This is a genomic window from Hungatella sp. L36 (assembly GCF_014288035.1).
Genome location: NZ_JACOPC010000011.1, coordinates 60,181 through 82,271 on the forward strand (window position 1 = coordinate 60,181; position 22,091 = coordinate 82,271).

Sequence of the window (22,091 nt, forward strand, 5' to 3'; positions counted from 1 at the left end):
GGAATACTGATCTTCTGTTTTTAAATATACTGGGTCATATTTTCATATTTTCTATAAGTTATCTCTTCATTCCCTGCCCTTAACCTTCCCTTCTCTCTGTCATAAGCAGGCTTCCTCTCTTTGCATGCCAGCAGAAATTCTTCCAGACTTCCATAATCTTTCCGGCTTCCGCAGATACAGACGTAAGCAGTATCCCTGCTTTTTACCCTGTATTCGCAGTGAAACATCAGGTCATCATAAGCCGTAAACGGGTCGCTGCACCAAAGTGCCACGTATCCGCCGCCGGCGCTGCCGGCCAGCCACGTCTCTTCTATTATTTCATATGAAAATCTGGAGGACGGCCAATATACATGGGTAAATGGAATCGGATGGGTTTCCGGAATCCGGTAAATTGCACAGAGAACCTCTTTTACCTGTTTTAAAGCCGGCATGATTCCGTTGCCAAACCAGTACCCCGGCCTTGTGGTACAGCTTTCACAGCTTCCACCCGGATGGTTTACGAACACCACCGCAGCCGGATCGAGAGCGGCATACCACATGTGCTGCTGATAGCCGTATACACCGGGCTCAAACTGGGTTGTTCCGTGAAAACATTCGTTTAATGATTTCACATACGAGAAGCTTCCGGTATCGGCATCCGGCTGTTCACTTATATTTTCCCATTTCCGCACCCTGCCGTCGCGTCTTGGAGATTCCACGGAGGTCAGCATGTAATCCTTCTGTTTTTCCACACAGATTCTGGCATTGCTCTCCTCATAGACGAGAGACGCCGGGCTGTACATCATCTCCTTAAGTCCCTTCGGCAGCCGGTACTTACTGGTAGCCAGGAAGATGATCCACTCACTGAACTGGTCTGGTGCCTCCGGATCTATTAAATTGATCAGACACTGAATATCCTGCTTATAAGGGTACAGCGCCTCCCGGTATACCCGTCCCATAGGTGAAATGGAGACGCCCTGAAAGGTCTGGACTGCCAGATCCTTTAATAGCCGGTCCGCCGCCTTCCACGCAAGAGCCGACAACTCCCCGTCACAAAAATCAACCACATTTAAGATAGCAGCAAAGGTGATAGGGGTGTAGCCGCCGCTGTGGAATTCATCGAAGCCCTCTCTTTCTGTCTGAACCATCCAGTCACGGATTCTCTGCCGCGCAGTCTCCTTCATCTCCCGTCCGGTCTTTCCGGAACGGATAAATAATTCCTCCGGATAAATGTCGCCTGCCACATAAGCGCTGACAAAAAACATCAGGGAATGATTCTCACTCCAGAAGCACATACCGTCACTGCCCGCCTCATCCATCCAGTAGCGGTAGTTTATCATGACTTCTTTGCACCGTGCCGCCATGGCTTCATTCATGGGATACAGCTTCATAAAACGGACCATGGCGCAGGTAAGAAAGTCTGAACAGTCCCGTCTGCTTTCAATCTGGTCAAAAGACTTATATATCTCCCGCTCATCTTCCGGATCCACTCTGCCTGAGGCGAAACGTGCCAGAATCGGATACATGGAAAAGCTTTCCGAATCTCCCCTTGGAATCTGTTTCACACCGGCAATTCTCTCAAAGACGCGGCTTTTGTTCTCTTCCGGGTCTACGTTTTCTCCCTTTTGAATGGTCAGCAGCTCCTGTCGTTCAAAGCTTCTTGACAGGGTCTGGCCTGATACGGTAACCACAACCTTCAGATAGGGCTTATCCGGTGCCAGAGCCAGCTCTGTCTCTCCCCTCAGCGTTATCCCGGAATAACGGTTACGGTACTCCGTAAAATCCACCGGCCTGGCATCGTAGATCAGGCGGCTTCCTTCCGGCGCCGGAGCGGGAAATACCATTGTTTTTTCTCTGATCATGATTCCTGACAGCCAGTCTGCTGCTTTCGAACAGAGTGCGGCCTTCTCTGCATCCGGCAGCATCACTGAGAGCATTTCCCTTTCCTGCCCCGGAATCTGGATTCCAAACAGGGTTCTCGTGTCCCGGACGCCTAAGTTCACCAGCCTGATATAGATGGTATTGTCCCCCTTTTTTAAAGGCAGCTTCATGATCTTCCGGCTGATGGGTTTGTATACGGGAGTCTCAATTCCCCCCATAAACACCCCATTCACCCAGAGATCCACCGCAGCGTAGCTCCAGAGCCAGACCTCCGCCTCCATCTCCTCCCGGGCATTCAGTATCGTAGCAGCGTGAAGCTCCACCCTGGTCAGCAGCGGATAGAAGGAAGACCGGTCCACAAACCAGCTTCCATACGTGTACTCGTACTCCCATGGCAGCCCCAGGGCGCTCAAAGCCCCCAGAACGATGGGGCTAGCCGGCATAACCGGATCGTGATCCGCTGCCTCGGACCGCATCATTTTTTCACAGGCAAGCTGATTTTTATCCGCCGCACTGCTGGAGAAGTCCGTCTCTTTTCTCCCGCTCACCAGATAATTTGTAATAAAGCCATATTCATTTAACTGATATTTCATGTTTTCTCTCCTCTTTTCCTCTCTATCACGCCCTGGTACAGCATTGCATAAATAACTGAGTAATAGCGCCTGATATTACTTAGGAATTTATGCAACGCTGTACTAGCTTATCCCTTCACCGCTCCGGCGGTCATACCGCCCATGAACTGTCTGCTGGCAAACAGATATACCAGAATGATCGGTATCACCGCTATGGCAGATCCGGCAAACAGAATGTTCCATGCCGCCGCACCGTCTCCTGCATTCTGAAGAGCTACGACGCCTACCGTCAAGGGCCGCAGTTTTTCATTGGTCATGGTAAAAATCAGGGGCAGAATATATTCATTCCAGCCTCCGCGGAAGGACAGCAGCGCAACGCTGGCCAGCGCCGGCTTTAATATCGGAAGAATAACCCGGCTGTAGATACCGAAGAAGCTGCAGCCGTCCATCTTGGCTGCTTCGTCCAGTTCCTTCGGCACGCTGTTCATAAAACCATGGATCAGGAACACATAGGTGGCCTGACCACCTCCTGCCGAAATCAGGATTATGGAAAGCATGGATTTATTCATATTCAGCTTAACTGCCAGTTCAAACAGCGGACGCAGGGAAGCACTGCCCACATTAATAAACATAAACATGACCATCGCATTGTAGATCAGGCTTTTGAAACGAAAATCCCGCCTTGAAAATACGTATCCCGCCATACTGCTGACTGCCAGAGAGACGAACATGACACCGAAGCTCAATACGAGGCTGTTTACGGTATACCGGGAAAAATTCCCCATGTTCCACGCCTGAATGTAGTTATCAAGAACGAATTTCTCAGGAAGAATATTTAACCCGCCGCTTACAAGCTCACTGTTGGTCTTAAAAGATCCAAGAATAATATAAACCACCGGATAGACCGTCAAGGCGGCCAGAACCAACAACAGAATGAAAATCACCGCATTGATCATTTTCGTCTTTTTGGATTCCACTGCATGAATTGTTTTTTCTCTTGCCATCACCGCTCCCCCCTTCTATGATATTTCATCCATCTTTTTGCTGAATTTTAAGTAAACAATCGTGATGAGGCCCACGATCACGGCCGAAATAATACTCAAAACAGAACCATAGCCGATCTGGAGCTGAGAGGCCTTGCCGGAAGTCCCGAATACCATTTCAAATATGTAAGAGAACATTACGTGGGTACGGTTATTGGGGCCGCCGCCAGTGAGTACCAGGATGGACTGGTAATCCTTAAATGCCGTGGTGATGGCCAGCATAATGACCACCTTCAGCACGGGCCCCAGCATGGGAAGCGTGATACGGAAGAAGGTCTGCACTCCATTTGCCCCATCGATCTGGGCACTCTCATAGACATCCGCAGGAATTCCGGTCAATCCCGAGATCAACAGTATCATATAGTTGCCGAAGGCCCCCCAGATAGCCACGATGACCACCGCTGCCATGGCGGTCCTGGAGCTTCCGAGCCAGTCAACAGGGGCTCCAATAACGCCCGCTGCCTGAAGATAACCGTTTAGCACCCCGTTGTAGGTGGCAAATATGAAGTACCAGATCAGGCTGTATACCGCAGAACTGATGACTGTAGGCAGGAAAAATATTCCCTGAAACAACCCGCTCCCAAACCGTTTTCTCTGAAGCAGAACGGCGGTCACCAGGGAAAGGGGAATCACAAACAGCAGCTTCATAACCGCGTATTCAAAGGTATGCAGGACGCTGTTCCAGTATATCTTATCCGTAAGCACCCGTTTAAAATTGTCCAGACCGACAAAATATGCCTTGAATCCGTTATAATCATAAAACACGTACCGGATCAGCCAGAGAAATGGATACACGGACATGACCAGAATAAAAAAGATGGTCGGAAGCAGCATAATCCACATGGTAATGTCACCTTTTTGCCAGCTCTTTTTCATCCGCTGTCCGAATGATTTTTTCGTATTCATAACCTTTACTCCTTCCAAATGGAAACCGGCTGCTGCAACAGTCTATTTGCAGCAGCCGGCTCCTTTCAATTTACTGAGTTTTTATTAATTGTCCAGATACTCTATGGTTCCGTCTCCCGGATGAAGAGGATCGTAATCCTTAATCACGAGCCGTTTTGTCTTACCCATCTTTACTTCTTTATCGAGAGCAGCGTTATACGTCTTATTTAAATTATCAATCGTCTCATCAATGTCTGGACCGCCCTGCAGACAAGCATTCCACAACGCATCGCGGTAATTCTCTCCCTCCGGTGTTACCGACGGTGCTACCGGAAGTACCGCTTCATAATCTGCGCCGGTAAAGTCTGCCATGCGGCCGATCTTGGATTTATCGATTTTTTCATCCATATACTGAGAAATCGGAAGAGAGTAGCCGTTCTCAAAGTATCCCTTTAAAACTTCCTCTGATCCAAAGTATTCGATCACCTCCCATGCCTCCTGCGGATGCTCCGTAAACGCGCTCATCAGCCAGCCGGTATTGGGGTTGGCATATTCGCAGCCTTCGATCCTGCCGTTTAATGTGGGAAGGTCTGCTACCGCCCATTCAATCTGTGCCGGAAACTGCTCCGTCAGCACGGTTGCTTCCTGGGAAGCATTTGCGTGGATTGCCGCGTGCCCCTCGGAAAACTGTACACGGGCCGGATCAATCTTCATGGATGCCGATCCGGGGAAGACACTGTTTTCCTCAAACATCTGGCGGGTCACTTCCAGCCATGGCTTAAAGCCTGTAAAATCAAAGGTCCCCGTCTTATAGTCGTAAGGTGTGACACCGCTCATCTCCGCAGAGTGTTCCAGCCAGCGCTCGAACGGACCGCTCATACCGGGGAATATGATTCCATAGTACTCTCCGTTTCCCGCCTCTGTGATCTTCTTAACCAGTTCAGGAAGCTCGCCGATAGATTTGGGGATTTCCAGGCCCAGCCCGTCAAATATTTCCTTGTTGTAAATAAATCTGGAACCGCTTCTCTTCCCGCATGGAACCCAGTAGATCTCATCCCCCATCACATTGGCCCCTTCGTATAAGTGGTCATCTACTTCATTAATCGTTCTGAATTCATCGGTTATAAAATCATTGATGGGCTGTACGATTCCGTTATCCACGAAATTCTTAAAATCCGTGATGTTCACCTGAGTAAATATATCGGGTGACTGCCCGGAATTGGCGGCCATACTCAGTAAATTCACGTAGTTTTCCGTCTGTACCACATATTCAATCTCAATATGGTCATTCGTGTTATTGAACTCCTCGACTATCTTATTCATATAATCCAGGTCATGGCGGTTCTCTGTCCATACAGTAATCTTAACTCGGTCTCCGGAAGCCGCACTGCTTCCTGCCTCATTTGCCCCGGTCCCCTCTGCCGCCAAGGCTCCAGATGTAATATCTGCTGTATTCTCTTTCGTTTCCCCCTGTGAGCATGCCGTAAGAGCTGAAACAGCCATTAATCCCGCCAGACTCAGCGCCGCTATCTTCTTTCCTTTTCTCATAGTTTTTACTCCCTTTCCGTTTGCTTTGTAATCTGTTTGTTTTGTACTGTTTTTGTTTGTCTGTGCTCACATATTACTGCATATTTTCTATAACTCACATGGCATTTTTTACTGTCTATGCGGCATTTTTTTCGAACTGTACAAATCTCACGCCAATTTATTGCTTTCCATTATTCACAATGCTATAATGGCCTTGCTTTAAAATTTTAACCTTGTTTTGAGGAGAATCCTATGAATTCGATATCAGCTATCACCCTTCTCATCGTGGATGACGAGGCCGAGATCCGTACCGGACTTCGCAGCATCATTCCCTGGGAAGATTATTCTGTCACTGTCATCGGGACAGCTGCAAGCGGTGCAGAGGCGCTTGACAAGATACGTTATTATGAACCGAATATTGTAATCACCGACATTCAGATGCCTGGAATGAATGGACTGGAGCTTGTCCGCCGGGCCAGGGAGGAACAGTTTGAGTGCTCCTTCATTATCTTAAGCGGTTACGATGATTTTGAGTACGCAAGAACTGCCATCCGGTACGGCATTGAAGATTATCTTCTGAAACCGATCTCCATAAAGGAACTGACCAATCTGATCTGTAAGCTGAAAGAATCTATTGTGGATAAAAGAAATCTACATACCGATCAATTATCAACACTTCACAAATTGAGGAAAGCCGAAGTATCGCTTCACAGGCAGAACCTGATTCCCCAGCTGTTAAGAGGGGAGCTGGCAGAGGAAGAGCTGGGAAGTATTTCTTCCAAATACGGACTGCTCATCCGAAACACACAATCCTGCGTGGTACTGATCCAGACGTTCCGAACCCGCTTCGATCCGGATGAGAATGTGGAGCTGAATCAAAGTCTCGTTGCATTAAAGAAAATCCTGGAGAATGAACTGTCTGACAGTCCCGTTCTCATCTCCGAATATCCGCCGGATGGACTGATTCTCGTTGTCAATCTGCCTTTTCATCATCACACGCAGGAGTCTCTTTCAAAACTGCTGAACCGCTGTCTGGCCTCCTGGCGAGGGGATAATCTGGCGGCTGCCATCGGAAAACCGGTACCATCACTGTCCGAAATTCCCGCCTCGTACCAGAATGCCCGACAGGCCATCACATGGCATATCTATCCGGAAGCCGGTCTTGTCATAGAACCGGAAGTGACAAACTGCCTTCCGCCGCCGGTCATCATGCCCGGCGATGATATCCTTCAGGCAGTTTTAAGAAATGATCCGAAGGACATCCGGCTGCAGTTTACCTCTTATTTTGACAGCCTTATCACCGCCCCGCTCCCGCCGCCCTCTTATCTCTACAGTATGTGCAATTATATCATCATTACAATTCAAAGCCAGCTGGCTGATTATCTGGGCGGCCCCCCGATCAGCTTTACCGGCAACTCCTATGCCGCGCTGTCGAATCTCTCTTCCCTGGAAGAGGTCAGAAGCTGGATGTGTGAGATTTTAAACGGTTTTGCCAACGAACTCGCCGTCAGCCGGGCCACCAAGAACGAGCCTCTGATTGAAAAGGCCATCGCCTACCTCCATGCCAATCTGCTTAAGAATCCGCATACGGAGGAGGTCTGCAGTTATCTGGGCTTAAGCAAAAGCTACTTCAGCACCTATTTTAAAAATAAGACCTCTTTAAATTTCCGTGATTATCTGCTGGATTTAAAAATCAGTTACGCCCAGGAACAGTTAAAACACCCTGATATTACAGCAGGCGATGTGGCAATCCTTCTCGGATACGAGGATTACCGGTCTTTCAGCCGCGCATTTAAAACACGTACCGGCCTGACGCCTTCCGATTATCAGAAGCAGTATACCGGAGAAGGAAGGCGCTGACTATGAGAAACTGGTTTTCTAATCTAAAATTTCGGTACAAGCTGCTGATCGGCATGATCGCCATCACCACGGCAGCCCTGCTGCTGATCAGCCAGCTGTCCTATTCCTATTTTTACAAGCGAAACACCAGGGAGGTTCTGAAAAAAGCAGAACAATCGGTGGAAACTGCCGGCGCCGTACTTTCCTCTCAGTTTCAGTCCCTCTCCGCCGCTACGAACAATCTTCTGGTAAGAAAGCCGTTTCCCGATATGATTGCCGATATTGCCAATAACAGCTTCGACGGTTACTCCGGTTATTATCAGGCGGCTTCCGATGAGATGGCTTCCTTCTTCCAAAACCATGCCCAGGTCAACAACATTCTGATCTGCGGAGAAAATGGCTTTCTTTTCAGTCCCTATTCTCTCGGATTCGGCGGCAGCTTTGAAACGCTTTTTACAGAAAACATTTGGGAATATCCTCTTATTACCGTATTTCCAACCCGTCAGAATTTACTGTTCCGGCAGGGAGGCGCTATCCCCGTCTCCTATCCGGTCTCCTACAGCAGGGGAACCGGCACCTTTGCATACCGCGATACGGAAGGCAAATATAAGGCGCGGGTCATTATTTTGATGGATACGGGACAGATCCGGTCATACTTTGACCAGATGTCCAACGGCTATACTTACTGCATGTATCTGGCCGACTCCAGTGGAATTCCCCTGGATATACAGGAAGAGACGTATCCCGATGCCTTTGGGACCAGTCTGGAAGCATTGGTAGCACAGACGGATAATCTCCGCGGAGAGCATCTGGCCATAGACCGGGACGAGCTGGTGGTTTCAACGGCTGCTATCCGTTTTTGTGATCTTAAGGTAGTCCATATCAGCCGAAAATCCGCACTCACCGGCGATATTCAGGAATTCCGGTCTTTCTTTTTTATGGTATGGCTATTCTGTTCTGCCGCAGCAGCCCTGCTGGCCTTCGGCCTGTCCCATTTCCTGACAAGGGATATTAAAACGCTGGGAGATATTATTGCTCAAATCAACCGCCGTTCCTACCAGACAAAGGTCGTATTTCCCCGCTCTGATGAGATCAGCCTGCTGGGAATACAATTGAACCAGATGTATGATACGATTCAGCTCCAGTTACTGCAGATTAAAGAAGAGGAACAGAAAAAAGCCAGGGCGGAGATTCAGATGATGTCGGAACAGATCAATCCGCACTTTCTGTATAATACACTGGAATGTATTCATTTTCAAATATTAAACGGACACTCCGATACGGCGGGAAGTATGCTGGAAAGCCTGGGACGCTATCTGCGGATCACGTTAAGTGTGGGGCAAACCTTCATTTCTGCTGAAAAGGAGGCAGAACACGTGACCTCCTACATGGAGATCATGAACCGTCATTCCAGGGAGGGCGTTCATTTTACCTGTCATATCGATTCGCATCTGAAAAACTGCAAAATTATGAAGGTACTTCTTCAGCCGCTTGCTGAGAACTGCTTAAAGCACGGCTTTGGAAACATGAGTCTGGAGACATGGCCTGTTGCACCGCAGATCACAATATCCATCACCTTAGATCAGACTCACACCCACATAATCATTGAGGTGTCCGACAACGGGAAAGGGATTGATATCCCCAAAGCCACAGCCTGTCTGACCGAGGAACAGCCGGAAGGCAGAGATCACTTTGGTCTGAACAATATTTATCGCAGACTCATGGCGTGCTACGGCACAGAAGCCAATATATCCTTTGTCAGTATTCCTTATTTGAAGAACAGCGTCATCGTTGCTATTCCGTATGACAGGAATGAATTTTCAAACACACCCTAATGCACAAAAATCCCCCCGGGTCTGTCGAGACCAGGGGGGGATATAGAAGTCTGTTCCTAATTCTAAGATCGTGTGAAACGCTGTAAATATTGCAAGAGTTCGGAACCGCTCTGTCCATTCATTTTATTCAATATTTAATTCAGATATTTCCTAAGTGTCTCTCTCACCGCACCGGCTCCGGCTATTTCCTCCAGGAACATCGCTTCTGCCAGGCTGCCAATCCCGGCGTCATACAAATTAACACCAAAAATATTCTCATTGGAAAGAATCGGCTTCAGCTGCCCTGCATACGTCTCCGGCTTTCCCGCCTCAACGCCCTGCAGCCAGCCTTTCAGTTCCGGAACCATCGGATCAGCCGAGAGCTCAAACGGGTTCAGCTCATCATCTACAGCCAGCAGATAACGACACCATCCGGCAATCGCCAGCGGAATAAAGGTCAGCTTCTTCGCGTCGCCGTACCGTTCCACATACGATTTGATCGTCTCGCCGTACCGGATTCCCACCTTCTGGGAGGTGTCACTTGCGATTCTCTGCGGCGCATCCGGGATAAATGGATTCGGAAGCCTGTCATAGATGACTTCGTTCACAAAAGCCTCCGGGGAAAGAATCTTCGGATCGGTCACCACCGGCATACCTTCTGTCAAACCGATTTTCTCCACCAGCGCCCTGAGCTCGGGATCCTTCATCTCCTCCGCGATCGAGGTGTAGCCGAGAATACAGCCGTATACAGCCAGCGCCGTGTGCAGCGGATTTAAGCAGGTGGTTACCTTCATGCGCTCCACCCTGTTTACCGTATCTCTGTCTGTCATATAGACTCCCGCTTTTTCAAGCGCCAGCCTTCCTGCCGGGAACTTATCCTCAATCACCAGATACTGCGGCCCCTCCGCATTGACAAACGGTGCGATATACGTCCTCTTAGACGTGATCACCGGCTGCATGGCGGCGACTCCGTCGGCCTCCAGCTGCTCCGCCAGGGAAGCGCTTGGTCTTGGCGTAATCTTATCGATCATGGACCAGGGGAACGCGATCTTTTCTTCGTTCTTTAAATATTCCAGGAAACCATCGTCCGCAAAGCCTTTTTTCTTCCATTCCTCCGCCATGGTGAGAATGGAATTTTGAAGCTTCTCTCCGTTATGGGAGCAGTTGTCCATGCTGACAACGGCCAGCGGCGCGGCGCCCTGTCTGTACCGTTCCAGTAAAAGGGCGCAGACGACAGCCATGGCGCCGGCCGGATGCTCCGGTCCATTGTCGATATCGCTCTGAACGAATGGGAAATACGTCCCATCCGCCCCCTTCAGTGCATAGCCCTTTTCCGTGATGGTGAAGGATACCATCTGAAGAGATGGGCTTATAAAGATGGTGCGCAGGCGTTCCCATTCCTGTGCATCAGCGGAATCCGCCTTCACGCCTTCCGCGATCGAAGCGATCACCTTTTTCTCCGTGCTCCCGTCCGCCTTTAAGGTAATTAAAAGGGCCAGATCGTCGAACGGCTCATAGATCTTGTCCATGATGTCAAAATCAAAGGTTTCCGCCGCGATGATCCCCGTGTCGGCAAGTCCTTCCTCCAGAAGCGCATCCTGAAGACCCGCAATGAAGCCGCGGAAGATATTACCCGCGCCGAAATGAACCCAGCCCGGCGCCTCTTTTGTCTTTTTTACCATTGCCGCCCGGTCATAGGAGGGAATCTCAATCCCCGCCTTCTCCCATGCCTGTCTTTCCTGTAATCCTGTATCTGTTAAATTCATCTTTACACCTCTTTCATTTATTCCCGCGAATAACGAGCCAAGTACCATTCCTGCATGAGCATCTGGCGATAGCCTGCACCGCTTTATCGGGTACTGCCGGGAGACACCAGGGTCAAATACCCCATTGCCTGCGGCGGGGTGGTTACCCCTCGCGCAATGCAGTGCTGACCAGAAAATCCTCGGCAAAGCCGTCGTTCTTCCGTTTTTCCTCCGCCTCGCCGCTGGTAAACAGCTCCGCGTATTTCTCTACCAGGAACCGCTCCTCGTTCACCATTTTATTCAAATGAAGGGCCAGCTGCCGGTGCATCCGTTCTTCGTCACGCTCCAGGACGGCCTCCATCAGCTCTTTGTGCTGCCGCACCACTCCGTCGCTGATTCCGGTCTCTGTCAGGGAAAGCAGCCGGATACGGCGGTAATCGCCTGAGTTCGCATGGATGATGTGAGCGCAGGTATCCCGGTTTACTGCCTGGTAAAATACGGAGTGAAACACGATATCCTCCTCCAGAAATCCGCGGCAGTCCCTGTCCTTCACGATTATTTCCTGCCGGTCCAGAGACGCCTTTAAAGCCGCGGCAGCCTCCGAAGCCCGGTCATGGTCATTCAAAGCCATGAATTCCAGCATTACCTGTTCTTCCACACAGCTTCTCAAAAAACGTTCATTGTCGGCCCTCTGGAAATCGATCTTCGATACCATCGTTCCCTTCTGCGGCAGAAATGTGATGAGGCCCTCCTTGGAAAGCCGGATCAGCGCTTCCCTGACCGGGGTTCGCCCCGTCCCGTACGCATCACAGACGTCTTTTATGCTGAAAACCAGGCCGGGTCTCAGCTTTAAATCCAGGATATCCGTTCTGAGCACGTCATACATAAGGTCTTCCCGGCTACCCATTCTTCCTGATCGCTTCCCATAAGCCCTGTAAATACATCGCGCCCAATGCACGGTCGTACAGGCCGTAGCCAGGCATCGCATCCTCGCCCCAGATGGCACGGCCGTGATCCGGACGTATACAGCCGTCAAAGCCGGTGTCGTAAAGCGTCTTCATGATTTTATACATATCCATGGAGCCGTCGGAAGACAGATGCGCGGCCTCCTCGAAGTCCCGGTCGGAATTGTATTTTAAGTTCCTGACATGGGCAAAGGCTATTCTTCCCTTTGCTGCCTCGATGATGCCCGGAATATCATTATTCTGATTGGAGCCCAGGGATCCGGTGCAGAGCGTCAGACCGTTGTACGGCTTATCGACTGCCTTTAAGAATTTTTCAATGTGAGCCTTATCCGTAATGATTCTCGGAAGTCCAAATATCGGCCACGCCGGATCGTCCGGATGGATTCCCATGCGGATGTCGTATTTCTCGCAGACCGGCCCGATGGCTTCCAGGAAATAAACGAGATTGGAGAACAGCTTCTCCTCATCGACATCCCGGTACATCGCAAATAAATCTGCCAGCCTGCCCATACGCTCCGGTTCCCATCCCGGCATGACATAACCGGCTGACATGGCTTCGATGGATTCCCTCATATGCTCCGGGTCAATCTTGTCGATGATATCCTGATTGTAAGCGAGAACCGTGGAGCCGTCCGCCCTCTTTCTGGCCAGTTCGGAACGGGTCCAGTCAAACACAGGCATAAAGTTATAACACACCATATGGATGTCTTCCTCGCCCAGGCGTTCCAGCGTCGTGATGTAGTTGTCAATGCAGCGGTCTCTGTCCTTTGCCCCTGTCTTGATGTCGTCATGGACGTTGACCGATTCGATTCCAAGAATGGAAAGCCCCGCATCCTCGACGGTCTTCTTTAAGCTTCTGATTTCTTCCCTATCCCAGACCTCTCCCGGCTGTGTTCCGTAGAGTGTCGTGATGACGCCTCTCACGCCCGGAATCTGACGGATCTGTTCCAGAGTTACGGTGTCATAGCCTGGTCCATACCAGCGAAGTGACATATTCATATGATTTTCCTCCTGATGATAAATAAGATTGGTTTACAGCTTCCACTATACTAATATATTAGTACTAATATATTAGTTTGTACAGAGGATTTTTAACGGAATTCCACCTGTTTTTTTATGAAATATGTCTAAATAGCTTTCGCCAATTGCCCGCCGGATATGTATAGAAGCTTGTTTTTCAGGAATTTTATACGTTTTACTGCAAAAGCCGCTCAATGCGGGAGCCGGGCTGCTTATCTCTCACGGCACCATCACCAGAAATCCAAACAGCCCCTTAAAATGGCTGATAAAAAGCAGACTCTCCGGCAGTGTTACTTTATCATAGATCCACTGGATCAGTTCCGGGGCCTTTCGTAAAGAAATTATTATGCGCATTTTTCACAAAATTTCTAAAAAATGAATTTTCTTCTTACATCCGCATTGTCCGATCGGTTATAATGATTCACAGCGGAAAAATCTTACCATTTCCGTTTTATCCATGCGTGTTTAATCAGAATAGATGTAAATCCAGCAATAACTGCGTGTAATCTATAAGCGGGAATCTTCCGCTTTGATTGCGCGCAGTTTTTATTCATAAGGAGTGATTATCTATGACAGAGACAAAACGAGATGCAAACGCTTATCTTGCATCAGAACCCATCGGCAGGCTGCTGCTGAAATTTTCAGTTCCCTGCGTACTTTCCATGCTGGTCAGCGCCCTCTATAACATTGTGGACCAGATCTTTATCGGGCAGAGCGTCGGTTACCTCGGAAATGCGGCAACTAATGTCGTCTATCCGTTCACCGTGGCTGCTCTGGCCCTGGCCCTGCTGGTTGGGGATGGAAGCGCAGCCAAATTAAGCCTCTCCCTCGGAAGCGGCGACAAGGAAACCAGCCACAAATGCATCGGCAATGGAATTCTGGCCACTGTAATCATCGGCCTCCTGCTGACCGTGACCGGCTTTCTGTTTACGGATCAGATTCTCCGCCTGTTTGGAGTGACGGAGGCCAGCTATCCCTATGCCAGAGAATACATGGAGGTCATTCTGCTCGGAATCCCCTTCTATATTTTCGCCTCCGGCATGAATGCGGCGATCCGGGCTGACGGCTCCCCCGCTTATTCCATGTTCTCCACCGTAATCGGTGCCGTGCTGAACCTGATTCTGGACCCTGTCGCCATCTTCGTATTTCACATGGGGGTGCGGGGCGCAGCCATCGCCACCGTCATTGGTCAGGTGGTTTCCTGCTTCGTCACCATCCTCTATTTCCGGAAGCCGAAATCCTTTCGCTTCTCGAAGGCCAGTTTTCTTCCGGCTGGCCGGCTGCTGGGGCAGATCGGCCAGCTGGGCATCTCCAGCTTTATCACGCAGATTGCCATTGTCATCGTTATGAGTGTGTCCAACAACATGATCGGGCTCAAGGGGCCCCAGTCCATTTACGGGGCCGATATTCCCCTTTCCGTTGTAGGGATCGTTATGAAGGTCTTTGGCATCGTCATCGCATTTTCCGTGGGTATCGCGGTCGGCGGCCAGCCTATCGCCGGATATAATTACGGGGCCGGTAATTTTAAACGGGTCTTCGATACGTATCGCCATATCATCGCCGCCAATGCGGTGATCGGCATCATTGCCACACTGCTCTTCGAATTCTGTCCGCAGGTCATTGTCAGCCTGTTCGGCAGTGAAAGCGGTCTGTATAATGAATACGCAAATATGTGCTTCCGTATTTTCCTGGGAGGCATCCTGCTCTGCTGCGTACAGAAGGCCAGCAGTATTTTCCTGCAGTCGATCGGAAAACCGGTGAAGGCGACTGTCCTTTCCCTGTCCAGAGACGTCGTCTTCCTGGTTCCGGGCGTCATCCTGCTCTCGATGGCCTTCGGCGTCACGGGAATGCTGTGGGCGGCCCCCATTGCCGATGTGCTTTCTCTGATTCTTACAATTATTCTTGTCTCACACGAATATAAATGTTTAAAGCGAATGGAGGTCAGAACACATGAATAATCGAATCATCACCATCAGCCGGGAATTCGGCAGCGGCGGACGTACCATAGGAAAAATGGCGGCTGAAAAACTGGGAATCCCCTACTACGACAAGGATCTGGTCAAGAAAGTGGCCGTGGAGACGGGCTTTGATGAATCCTATATCGAGAAACAGGGCGAGGATGCTCCCTCGAAAAGCATCTTCGGATACGCCTTTGCCGCCAGAGGAATGAATGGAGCCATGAACGGGATGTCGGCCGACGATTTCCTTTGGGTAATCCAGAGAAATGTCATTCTGGACCTGGCGGAAAAAGGCCCCTGCGTCATCGTTGGAAGGTGTGCAGACTATATTTTAAAGGAACGGACGGACTGCCTCAATGTCTTCGTTCACGCCGCAGCCGAAACACGGGCCGAACGCATTGTCCGCCTTTACGGGGAAACGGAAAAAAGTCCTGCAAAACGTCTGGAGGAAAAGGATAAGAAGAGAGAAGTCTATTACAAATACTACACCGGGCAGGTATGGGGCATGGCAAAAAATTACGCCATCTCCCTGGACAGCGGAAAGCTGGGCCTGGACCGGTGTGTGGAGCTCATTACCGGGCTCACGAAGCTCCGCCAGGAGAACGCAAAAGGGTAATACACCGGAGCACTGCAACCGGCACAGAACAGAAGAAGCCGCTGTATCAGTATTTTTATCTGCTGATACAGCGGCTTCTTCTTCGGTTAAACTGACCTTCCAAGCACTTCTGCCTGGCTTAAATATTCGCTTTCCTTTATCTCCTCACGGCTTCCGCAGCCGAGAGCCAGGACACTTCCCGCATTTTCCCAGCGAAGATAGCGGCACATCACATCAAATGTGGCGCTTATTCCTTCCATGGCCCAGTCCTCTCTGTCGGCTCCTGCCGCGAGCAAATAGGCCATTTTGGCTTCCGCCCTCAGTTCGGAGTTCATGGCGTAGAAGCGGTCAATCACCTTCTTGATCTGCGAGGTAAAGCCAAAGTAATAGAGCGGAGTCACAAATACGATCGCATCTGCGTCGGAGAGCATCGGGTATGCGTCCGCCATATCGTCATTGTGGACGCAGATTCCGTTATTCTTCCTGCAGTAATTACAGCCCAGACAGGATTTAATATCCATATGGGCCGCGTCAATCTCCTGGACAACATGGCCAGCAGCCCGTGCTCCCTCCTCGAATTTCTTCGCCAGCAGCGATGTGGTGCCTTTTTCATGAGGACTTCCCTTAATGATAAGTACGTTCATGCAATTCCTCCCTCTTCGGTTTGATCACGGAAATTCACGCAATACTTATCTTCATCTTACCGCCGGACAGACGTTAAGTCAATAGATCTTCCATCAGCTTCATGTTCTTTATCCCCTTTTTCAGACAGGGCCTACTCACCCTACGCTTCCAAATACACCCTGAGATTCCGGATGTCCGGTTTTGCACGAAGCCGCCTCAAGGCTCTGGCTTCAATCTGGCGTATCCGCTCGCGCGTCACATGGTACTCCTTTCCCACTTCCTCCAGCGTCCAGATCCGCCCATCCACAAAACCAAAACGCAGCTTTAAAATCTCCTGCTCCCGCTTGCTTAAATGGCCCAGGGCTTTCTCCACCTGATCGTGAATAATGCCTGCCTCCACCTGCTCATACTGTTCCGGCGCAGACTTGTCCGACAGAAAATCGATGACCTGGCCATCTCCCTCCTCTCCCACGGGCGCATCCAAAGAGACGGTATCCCCATAAAGCTGAAGGATATTTTCCACCTTCTTCTCCGGGATTTCCAGCATAGCGGCAAGCTCACGCGGCTCCGGATTCCTGCCGTTTTCCGATAAGAACTGTCTGGAGGCCTTCGTTAAGCGCCCCATCAGTTCCTTCGTATGGACGGGAAGACGGATGGTGCGCGCCTGGTCGGCAATCGCTCTGGTAATGGACTGGCGAATCCACCACATGGCATAGGTGCTGAACTTATAGCCCCTGTGGCAGTCGAATTTCTCCACCGCCTTCACCAGGCCAATGTTCCCTTCCTGAATCAGGTCCAGGAAGGACATACCGCTGCCCTTCACATATCGTCTGGCAACGCTGACCACCAGACGGAGATTGGCGCGCACCATGCGGTCTCTCGCGTCGTCATCTCCCTGCTCTACCTTCAGGGCGAGTTCCGTCTCCTCCTCCGGGCTCAGAAGCCGCACGCCTCCTATTTCTTTCAAATAGATATGGACGGAGTCCTCATGGAGATATTCGTCCTCCTCGCTAAACGCAGGCAGCTCCGATCCTTCGTCTACGAAATCGAAAGATTCCGCCTCTTCCAGCCGGCAGTCCGCCAGAGCTTCTGCAAAGCAGTCGTCTGGCGACGCTGCCTGTTCTTCCGTGAGTATTTCCCTGAGTTCTGCTGTGTGTTCTACTGTGCATTCTTCCAGATGTTCTGTGTGTTTCTCCGCATTTACTGCTTCATGTTTTTCAGGACTATCCAATTTACGGCCGCCTCCTCTCTTCTCTGATACAGTCGTACCTGGTCTTTAAGCGGATTCCATTTCCCTTACTCTCCGGCCGATCAGCTCTTCCACCTGATCTTTTTCCACTCCGAGAGCCGCAGCAAATTCGCCGTATAAGAAATCTTCCGCCAGTTTGAGATATAAGTCGTCGCGCGCTGTATTCTTCCGTCCCTCTGCCAAACGTTTCTGCTTCTTTAAATACAGGGTCTTGATAATCTGCATCCAGCCCATACAGTCATTCTGCTTCATGATTTCCTTGTATTTTTCCTCACGCCGTTTTTCATCCAGGACCCAAACAGTTTCCACCTGCGGAATCCTGTCAATCAGTTCCAGCGCATCTTCCCTTGTAATCGCTCTGCGCAGGGAGCTTTTTTCGTTATCCACCGGCGTATAAATGGTATTTTTCTGTGCATAGAGCGGTTCCAGCGTGTAATAAAGCCGTCCCCGTTCCGCAATGCTGAGATCCAGAGGACCGATCGCTTTTATCACACAGATTCCATGATTTCCAAATACAACATGATCATTTACCGAAAACATAGTTTCCCTCCTGAAATTAAAATAGATGCTTTGGAATCTCATTGATTCCAAAGCATCAACGTTTGTTACTGCAGGTATCCGTCCGTACTGTAGGAGTTATACTGCTTCCTGATCTTCACCACCAGGGAGCCGTCCGCTTCCTTTGTCTTCTCTTCAATGACATATTTGACACTGCTCTTTTCCAGCTTTTTGCAAAAGATGGTAAAATCCTGCTCCGGATCAGCCTCCTTCGTCGTATCAAATCTCATGGTCTGCAGTAAACATGCGCTTACAATTCGTCTCATGTTAAAACCTCCCTTTCCTATAGGTTTATTTTAACATTTTGGAAAATAAATTGTCAGCGTTTTTTTACCGTCCGGGAAAAGTTTGTTAAAAACTATCCATTCACAATCGCCTGTATATTGTGCAGATTTACTATGGTTTTACAGTGTCTGGCCAGCTTCCCGGCCATGCATCCGCCGACCGTGTCCCCTGCCTCTGCAGCCTCGTTCACGCTCCGGGCCTTCCCAGCCATCCAACAGCTTATCCAGCAATTCCGCCAGTGTCTTCTTCTCCTCACCGCTCAAACAGGAAAAAAGTCCGGACGTCATATCTCCGCGTTCCTCTTCCAGTCTGGAGGCTGCCTCCGTTCCCGCTTCCGTCAGTTTTACCTCCATCTGCCGCCGGTCATTCTCACTCTGGCTCCTCTCAATGAATCCGTCCGCTTCCACTTTATTTAAAATCTCGCTCAGTGATCCGGACCGCACCTCCAGAATATCCTGAAGCTCCCGCTGGGTAATGGTTCCACGCTCTAAAAGCACAGATAAGATTCTGGCCTGCCCCACTTTCTGCCCCATATTATAATGAAGGAAATGGCCGCAGGCGCGCAGCTGGCCCTGAAGCTTTTCTTCTATTACAAAGCCGTGACGGCGCTCTCCCATTTCACAGTTCCTTCCATGGGCTTCCATGGATCTGCCTCTTCTGTGTTCCCCCAGTTCTCTCCTGCCGCCATGATTCAGCCGCCCCTCACCCTGGTGGTGGTTATGCTCACTCTCGTTTCGATTGCTTCGCTCGCTTCCGCCATTGTCTTCATTACGGAAGTACGCCCTCCCTTTTCCGCACTGCAGCGCTCCGGCCTCGCATTGATTTGGACAGCATGGGCATGTTGTTTTATTTTCATCCATATAGAAATCCTCCTGTTTTGTTTGTTTATTAGTTCGTTACATATCAATTTGTTAGGTATGTTTTGATTAGTTAGGTACCTTGTAATCTCATCTTACACCTCCGCCGTTCATTTGTCAAGGTACCTTGTAATTATTTTTTTAGAATACATTTATTTAAATAAATCTTCTTTGCCGCAAAAAAATACCGCCAATCACATACATGCAATTGACGATAAGTATCATCTGACTTTCATACAATCATCGAAATCCGCTGTCCTCAAGGCATCGCTGCCGCCTCTTCCACCATGACTGCTTCAGATTCTCCCAATAAATCCGATATCCTTGCTTTATAACACAAAATCAAATCAGGACTAACCGTTTATTCCTCCGAGTTTCAAGTTTTCATCCCCATTTTTCCTATAAATACTCCAAACCAATATCGTGTAGATTACAACTTTTTCCTGCGCTTATGAGCTGTAATAATCGTATAGCTGAACGCATTAACTGTTATGATACAGGCTTCATTCTCCGCATACCAGTTCTTTCCCTTTCTGGTTATACCAGTGTTTACGTTTTCAATCACCGCTCTGCACCACGCCACCACATCATCCGTATCCAATGTCAGATTCTTCTTAATCCGCACCACCCCCAAATCTGTGGTATGCAGTTTATCTATGTTCACAAGCAGTTCATTTCTATTATCACAATCCATCTTCCTAATCTCCCGGACTACATTTTCAAATATTTTCCGTTCTCATTTCTCCGTTCTCATTTCTCCTCTTTCATTCCTCCTCTTCCTCCAGAAGCGTATAATCCCGTTCAAACAATTCCTCACAGACCTCCAGCTTCAGCCGGTTCCACTCCAGCTTCTCCAACAGCTTTTCCCTCACAAACCGTTTGCTCCTCTGCCTGTAATGAGGCAAATGATTCTGTTCGATAATGTTCTGGAGCTCCGCCCGCCACAGAATGGCAAGCTGCAATTCCCGCTTCATTTTAGGATTCTGCTGCGCGGGACGCATTTCCTCAATCACGATCTCTCTGCCGTTCACAGACACGACCAGCACTCCCCAATAGGCCGGAATATGCTCTTCTACGTGTTTTGCGTGCGATCTGCCGATCACGACGTAATTCTCGTCACAGTATTTGTCGTAGTCACGGATCTGCCTCTTCAGACGCTCGTACGTATCCGCATCACTCTTAATCTCCAGCCCCGTGATTCTGCCCTCCGTCACCATCAAGACGTCAGCCCTCGATTTTCCGATATTTTTCTCCTCAAACATCCTTGCTTTCCCGAACCGCTCTTCCAGGTAGTCAAACAGGGGCTCCCTGATATCGCAGTCGTACAGCAGCGCATCCATTCTTTCCATATCCCATAACCTCGTCGTTTTGTCCTACAGAAATTATAGGTTCTGGCTCTTTCCCTGTCAAGAACAGTCGGCTTCTCCCCTCTTTTTCCTGAAAAATGCATAACGGTTCGCAGTCCACGAATCACCTCCTCCGGCAGAGCGGGCCGGGCGGCAGACGAAATCCATGGGCTGTGAACCGTTGCTGTGAACCGTTACAAAATAAAAGCGCAGGACTATCCCCTGATACCCCTGCGCGTATTATAACATACTTTTAAACTTTAGCTGCTGATTCGAATTCAACTGCCTTCCTCACGCCTTCACAGCCCATCTCATCTTCGTCGACCGCGCCCGTCCGTTCCTCAAGCACTCCTCCGCCGACGGCCGTATCACCTCATCCGCGATCTCACTGTAAACGCCTTCCTTCTTCAGGCGTTTAAAGGATTTCTTCACCAGCCTGTCCTCGCCGGAGTGGAAGGTCAGGATCGCCACACGGCCTCCCGGCGCCAGCACGCCCGGAAGCGCCTCTAAGAATGAGTAGAGCACTTCAAACTCGCTGTTCACATCGATCCGCAGCGCCTGAAATGTCCTCTGGCACGATTTTTTCACCGCTTCCTTCCGGTCCGCTTCCTGCACTGCCGAGAGAGCCTTCTCAATAACCTGGCGCAGGTGCGTCGTCGTATCGATCGGATTGCCCTTTTTAATCTCCAGGACAACGGCTCTGGCAATCTCCTCCGCGTATGGCTCGTCCGCATTTTCCAGAAGCATACCCCGCAGCTCTTCCTCGTCGATTGTGCGCAGGCGCTCCGCGGCCGTGATTCCCTTCTCCGGATTCAGCCGCAGATCCAGCGGGCCTTCGGTTTTATAAGAAAATCCGCGGTCGGGATTGTCGATCTGCATGGAAGATACGCCGAGATCCGCCAGCACAAAATCGAACGGTCCCACCTCGGCCCCCACGCGGCCGACATTCGCAAAATTCTCCTGAATTATCGTCAGTATTTCCGGGCCGAAGCCCTGGCTCTGTAAGCGTTCCCGTGTCTTCACAAGCTCGATGGGATCGATATCAAGGGCGTAGAGATGGCCCTCCGACTGCAGGCACTTTAACATTTCCCGGGTATGGCCGCCGTAGCCAAGCGTGGCGTCAAGCCCCTTCTGCCCCGGCTTGATCTGAAGGAAATCGAGGATTTCCTGTACACAGATCGAGATATGCATCCCAGCCGGCGTACTTCCCTTGCTCACCACCTTCGCCACGGTATCGGCGTATTTCTCCGGCTGAAGCTCCTTATATTTTTCCTTATAATTTCTCGGATGAGTCCCTTTATACCGGACCCTGCGTTTATGTGTCTGCTCCTGATTCTCCATTTGTTCCT

General features: G+C 50.0%; 20 protein-coding genes. 4 read left to right on the plus strand and 16 right to left on the minus strand.

Annotated elements, in window-relative coordinates:
* Positions 1-20: 20 nt before the first annotated feature.
* From H8S80_RS22675 to H8S80_RS22690, 4 genes are all read right to left on the minus strand, one after another.
* The gene (locus tag H8S80_RS22675; protein ID WP_117632331.1) at positions 21-2,453 is read right to left on the minus strand and encodes a hypothetical protein; all 2,433 of its coding nucleotides are present in this window, start codon (positions 2,451-2,453) and stop codon (positions 21-23) included.
* Positions 2,454-2,560: 107 nt separating this feature from the next.
* Positions 2,561-3,436 carry a carbohydrate ABC transporter permease gene (locus H8S80_RS22680; RefSeq protein WP_117632330.1) on the minus strand — a complete coding sequence of 292 codons (876 nt, stop codon included), beginning with the start codon at positions 3,434-3,436 and terminating at the stop codon, positions 2,561-2,563.
* Between the two features lie 15 nt (positions 3,437-3,451).
* A complete protein-coding gene (locus H8S80_RS22685; RefSeq protein ID WP_002602823.1) occupies positions 3,452-4,381 on the minus strand; it encodes a carbohydrate ABC transporter permease in 930 nt (309 codons plus the stop codon).
* Between the two features lie 84 nt (positions 4,382-4,465).
* Complete coding sequence (locus H8S80_RS22690) at positions 4,466-5,908, minus strand: ABC transporter substrate-binding protein (protein WP_117632329.1); 1,443 nt, start codon at positions 5,906-5,908, stop codon at positions 4,466-4,468.
* A 231-nt stretch (positions 5,909-6,139) separates the two neighbouring features.
* Between H8S80_RS22690 and H8S80_RS22695 the strand changes: the two genes are divergently transcribed.
* Complete coding sequence (locus tag H8S80_RS22695) at positions 6,140-7,747, plus strand: response regulator (RefSeq protein WP_117632328.1); 1,608 nt, start codon at positions 6,140-6,142, stop codon at positions 7,745-7,747.
* Positions 7,748-7,749: 2 nt separating this feature from the next.
* Positions 7,750-9,561, plus strand: a complete 1,812-nt coding sequence (locus H8S80_RS22700; RefSeq protein WP_117632327.1) for a sensor histidine kinase — start codon at positions 7,750-7,752, stop codon at positions 9,559-9,561.
* Between the two features lie 134 nt (positions 9,562-9,695).
* Here H8S80_RS22700 and H8S80_RS22705 read toward each other — a convergent pair whose 3' ends face one another.
* From H8S80_RS22705 to H8S80_RS34660, 4 genes are all read right to left on the minus strand, one after another.
* A complete protein-coding gene (locus tag H8S80_RS22705) occupies positions 9,696-11,306 on the minus strand; it encodes a mannitol dehydrogenase family protein (RefSeq protein WP_117632326.1) in 1,611 nt (536 codons plus the stop codon).
* A gap of 142 nt (positions 11,307-11,448) precedes the next feature.
* On the minus strand, positions 11,449-12,171 hold the full coding sequence (locus H8S80_RS22710) for a GntR family transcriptional regulator (protein WP_117502527.1): 723 nt from the start codon (positions 12,169-12,171) through the stop codon (positions 11,449-11,451).
* A 13-nt stretch (positions 12,172-12,184) separates the two neighbouring features.
* A complete protein-coding gene (gene uxuA, locus H8S80_RS22715) occupies positions 12,185-13,249 on the minus strand; it encodes a mannonate dehydratase (RefSeq protein WP_002602817.1) in 1,065 nt (354 codons plus the stop codon).
* 240 nt (positions 13,250-13,489) lie between these two features.
* On the minus strand, positions 13,490-13,624 hold the full coding sequence (locus tag H8S80_RS34660) for a hypothetical protein (protein WP_278321546.1): 135 nt from the start codon (positions 13,622-13,624) through the stop codon (positions 13,490-13,492).
* A gap of 215 nt (positions 13,625-13,839) precedes the next feature.
* Here H8S80_RS34660 and H8S80_RS22720 point away from each other — a divergent pair, with 215 nt between their 5' ends.
* Both H8S80_RS22720 and H8S80_RS22725 read left to right on the plus strand, forming a co-directional pair.
* Positions 13,840-15,228: an MATE family efflux transporter gene (locus tag H8S80_RS22720; RefSeq protein WP_002602816.1), complete on the plus strand. Its 1,389-nt coding sequence runs from the start codon at positions 13,840-13,842 to the stop codon at positions 15,226-15,228.
* A complete protein-coding gene (locus H8S80_RS22725) occupies positions 15,221-15,844 on the plus strand; it encodes a cytidylate kinase-like family protein (protein ID WP_117632325.1) in 624 nt (207 codons plus the stop codon). The genes H8S80_RS22720 and H8S80_RS22725 overlap by 8 nt, the downstream gene beginning before the upstream one ends.
* Positions 15,845-15,930: 86 nt before the next feature.
* Here H8S80_RS22725 and H8S80_RS22730 read toward each other — a convergent pair whose 3' ends face one another.
* The 8 genes from H8S80_RS22730 to rsmH all read right to left on the minus strand — a co-directional run bounded on the left by H8S80_RS22730 (position 15,931) and on the right by rsmH (position 22,083).
* Complete coding sequence (locus H8S80_RS22730; RefSeq protein ID WP_025530895.1) at positions 15,931-16,467, minus strand: flavodoxin family protein; 537 nt, start codon at positions 16,465-16,467, stop codon at positions 15,931-15,933.
* 140 nt (positions 16,468-16,607) lie between these two features.
* Positions 16,608-17,678, minus strand: a complete 1,071-nt coding sequence (locus H8S80_RS22735) for a sigma-70 family RNA polymerase sigma factor (protein WP_243007919.1) — start codon at positions 17,676-17,678, stop codon at positions 16,608-16,610.
* Between the two features lie 45 nt (positions 17,679-17,723).
* Positions 17,724-18,236: a CarD family transcriptional regulator gene (locus H8S80_RS22740; RefSeq protein WP_002602812.1), complete on the minus strand. Its 513-nt coding sequence runs from the start codon at positions 18,234-18,236 to the stop codon at positions 17,724-17,726.
* Positions 18,237-18,301: 65 nt separating this feature from the next.
* Positions 18,302-18,520: a hypothetical protein gene (locus H8S80_RS22745; RefSeq protein WP_002602811.1), complete on the minus strand. Its 219-nt coding sequence runs from the start codon at positions 18,518-18,520 to the stop codon at positions 18,302-18,304.
* A gap of 138 nt (positions 18,521-18,658) precedes the next feature.
* Positions 18,659-19,399, minus strand: coding sequence for a MarR family winged helix-turn-helix transcriptional regulator (locus H8S80_RS22750; RefSeq protein WP_117632324.1), 741 nt, complete (start codon positions 19,397-19,399; stop codon positions 18,659-18,661).
* Between the two features lie 427 nt (positions 19,400-19,826).
* Entirely contained in the window at positions 19,827-20,090 is a 264-nt protein-coding gene (locus tag H8S80_RS22755) for a DUF3781 domain-containing protein (protein WP_117632323.1), read from the minus strand.
* Positions 20,091-20,160: 70 nt separating this feature from the next.
* Entirely contained in the window at positions 20,161-20,745 is a 585-nt protein-coding gene (locus tag H8S80_RS22760) for a sce7726 family protein (protein ID WP_117632322.1), read from the minus strand.
* 288 nt (positions 20,746-21,033) lie between these two features.
* Entirely contained in the window at positions 21,034-22,083 is a 1,050-nt protein-coding gene (gene rsmH / locus H8S80_RS22765; protein ID WP_117632321.1) for a 16S rRNA (cytosine(1402)-N(4))-methyltransferase RsmH, read from the minus strand.
* Positions 22,084-22,091 lie beyond the last annotated feature (8 nt).

Excerpts from the sequence above, each read along its gene's own strand:
- H8S80_RS22675 (WP_117632331.1), bottom strand. The coding sequence starts at position 2,453 with ATGAAATATCAGTTAAATGAATATGGCTTTATTACAAATTATCTGGTG.
- H8S80_RS22680 (WP_117632330.1), bottom strand. The coding sequence starts at position 3,436 with ATGGCAAGAGAAAAAACAATTCATGCAGTGGAATCCAAAAAGACGAAA.
- H8S80_RS22685 (WP_002602823.1), bottom strand. The coding sequence starts at position 4,381 with ATGAATACGAAAAAATCATTCGGACAGCGGATGAAAAAGAGCTGGCAA.
- H8S80_RS22690 (WP_117632329.1), bottom strand. The coding sequence starts at position 5,908 with ATGAGAAAAGGAAAGAAGATAGCGGCGCTGAGTCTGGCGGGATTAATG.
- H8S80_RS22695 (WP_117632328.1), top strand. The coding sequence starts at position 6,140 with ATGAATTCGATATCAGCTATCACCCTTCTCATCGTGGATGACGAGGCC.
- H8S80_RS22700 (WP_117632327.1), top strand. The coding sequence starts at position 7,750 with ATGAGAAACTGGTTTTCTAATCTAAAATTTCGGTACAAGCTGCTGATC.
- H8S80_RS22705 (WP_117632326.1), bottom strand. The coding sequence starts at position 11,306 with ATGAATTTAACAGATACAGGATTACAGGAAAGACAGGCATGGGAGAAG.
- H8S80_RS22710 (WP_117502527.1), bottom strand. The coding sequence starts at position 12,171 with ATGTATGACGTGCTCAGAACGGATATCCTGGATTTAAAGCTGAGACCC.
- uxuA (WP_002602817.1), bottom strand. The coding sequence starts at position 13,249 with ATGAATATGTCACTTCGCTGGTATGGACCAGGCTATGACACCGTAACT.
- H8S80_RS34660 (WP_278321546.1), bottom strand. The coding sequence starts at position 13,624 with ATGCGCATAATAATTTCTTTACGAAAGGCCCCGGAACTGATCCAGTGG.
- H8S80_RS22720 (WP_002602816.1), top strand. The coding sequence starts at position 13,840 with ATGACAGAGACAAAACGAGATGCAAACGCTTATCTTGCATCAGAACCC.
- H8S80_RS22725 (WP_117632325.1), top strand. The coding sequence starts at position 15,221 with ATGAATAATCGAATCATCACCATCAGCCGGGAATTCGGCAGCGGCGGA.
- H8S80_RS22730 (WP_025530895.1), bottom strand. The coding sequence starts at position 16,467 with ATGAACGTACTTATCATTAAGGGAAGTCCTCATGAAAAAGGCACCACA.
- H8S80_RS22740 (WP_002602812.1), bottom strand. The coding sequence starts at position 18,236 with ATGTTTTCGGTAAATGATCATGTTGTATTTGGAAATCATGGAATCTGT.
- H8S80_RS22745 (WP_002602811.1), bottom strand. The coding sequence starts at position 18,520 with ATGAGACGAATTGTAAGCGCATGTTTACTGCAGACCATGAGATTTGAT.
- H8S80_RS22750 (WP_117632324.1), bottom strand. The coding sequence starts at position 19,399 with ATGGATGAAAATAAAACAACATGCCCATGCTGTCCAAATCAATGCGAG.
- H8S80_RS22755 (WP_117632323.1), bottom strand. The coding sequence starts at position 20,090 with ATGGATTGTGATAATAGAAATGAACTGCTTGTGAACATAGATAAACTG.
- H8S80_RS22760 (WP_117632322.1), bottom strand. The coding sequence starts at position 20,745 with ATGGAAAGAATGGATGCGCTGCTGTACGACTGCGATATCAGGGAGCCC.
- rsmH (WP_117632321.1), bottom strand. The coding sequence starts at position 22,083 with ATGGAGAATCAGGAGCAGACACATAAACGCAGGGTCCGGTATAAAGGG.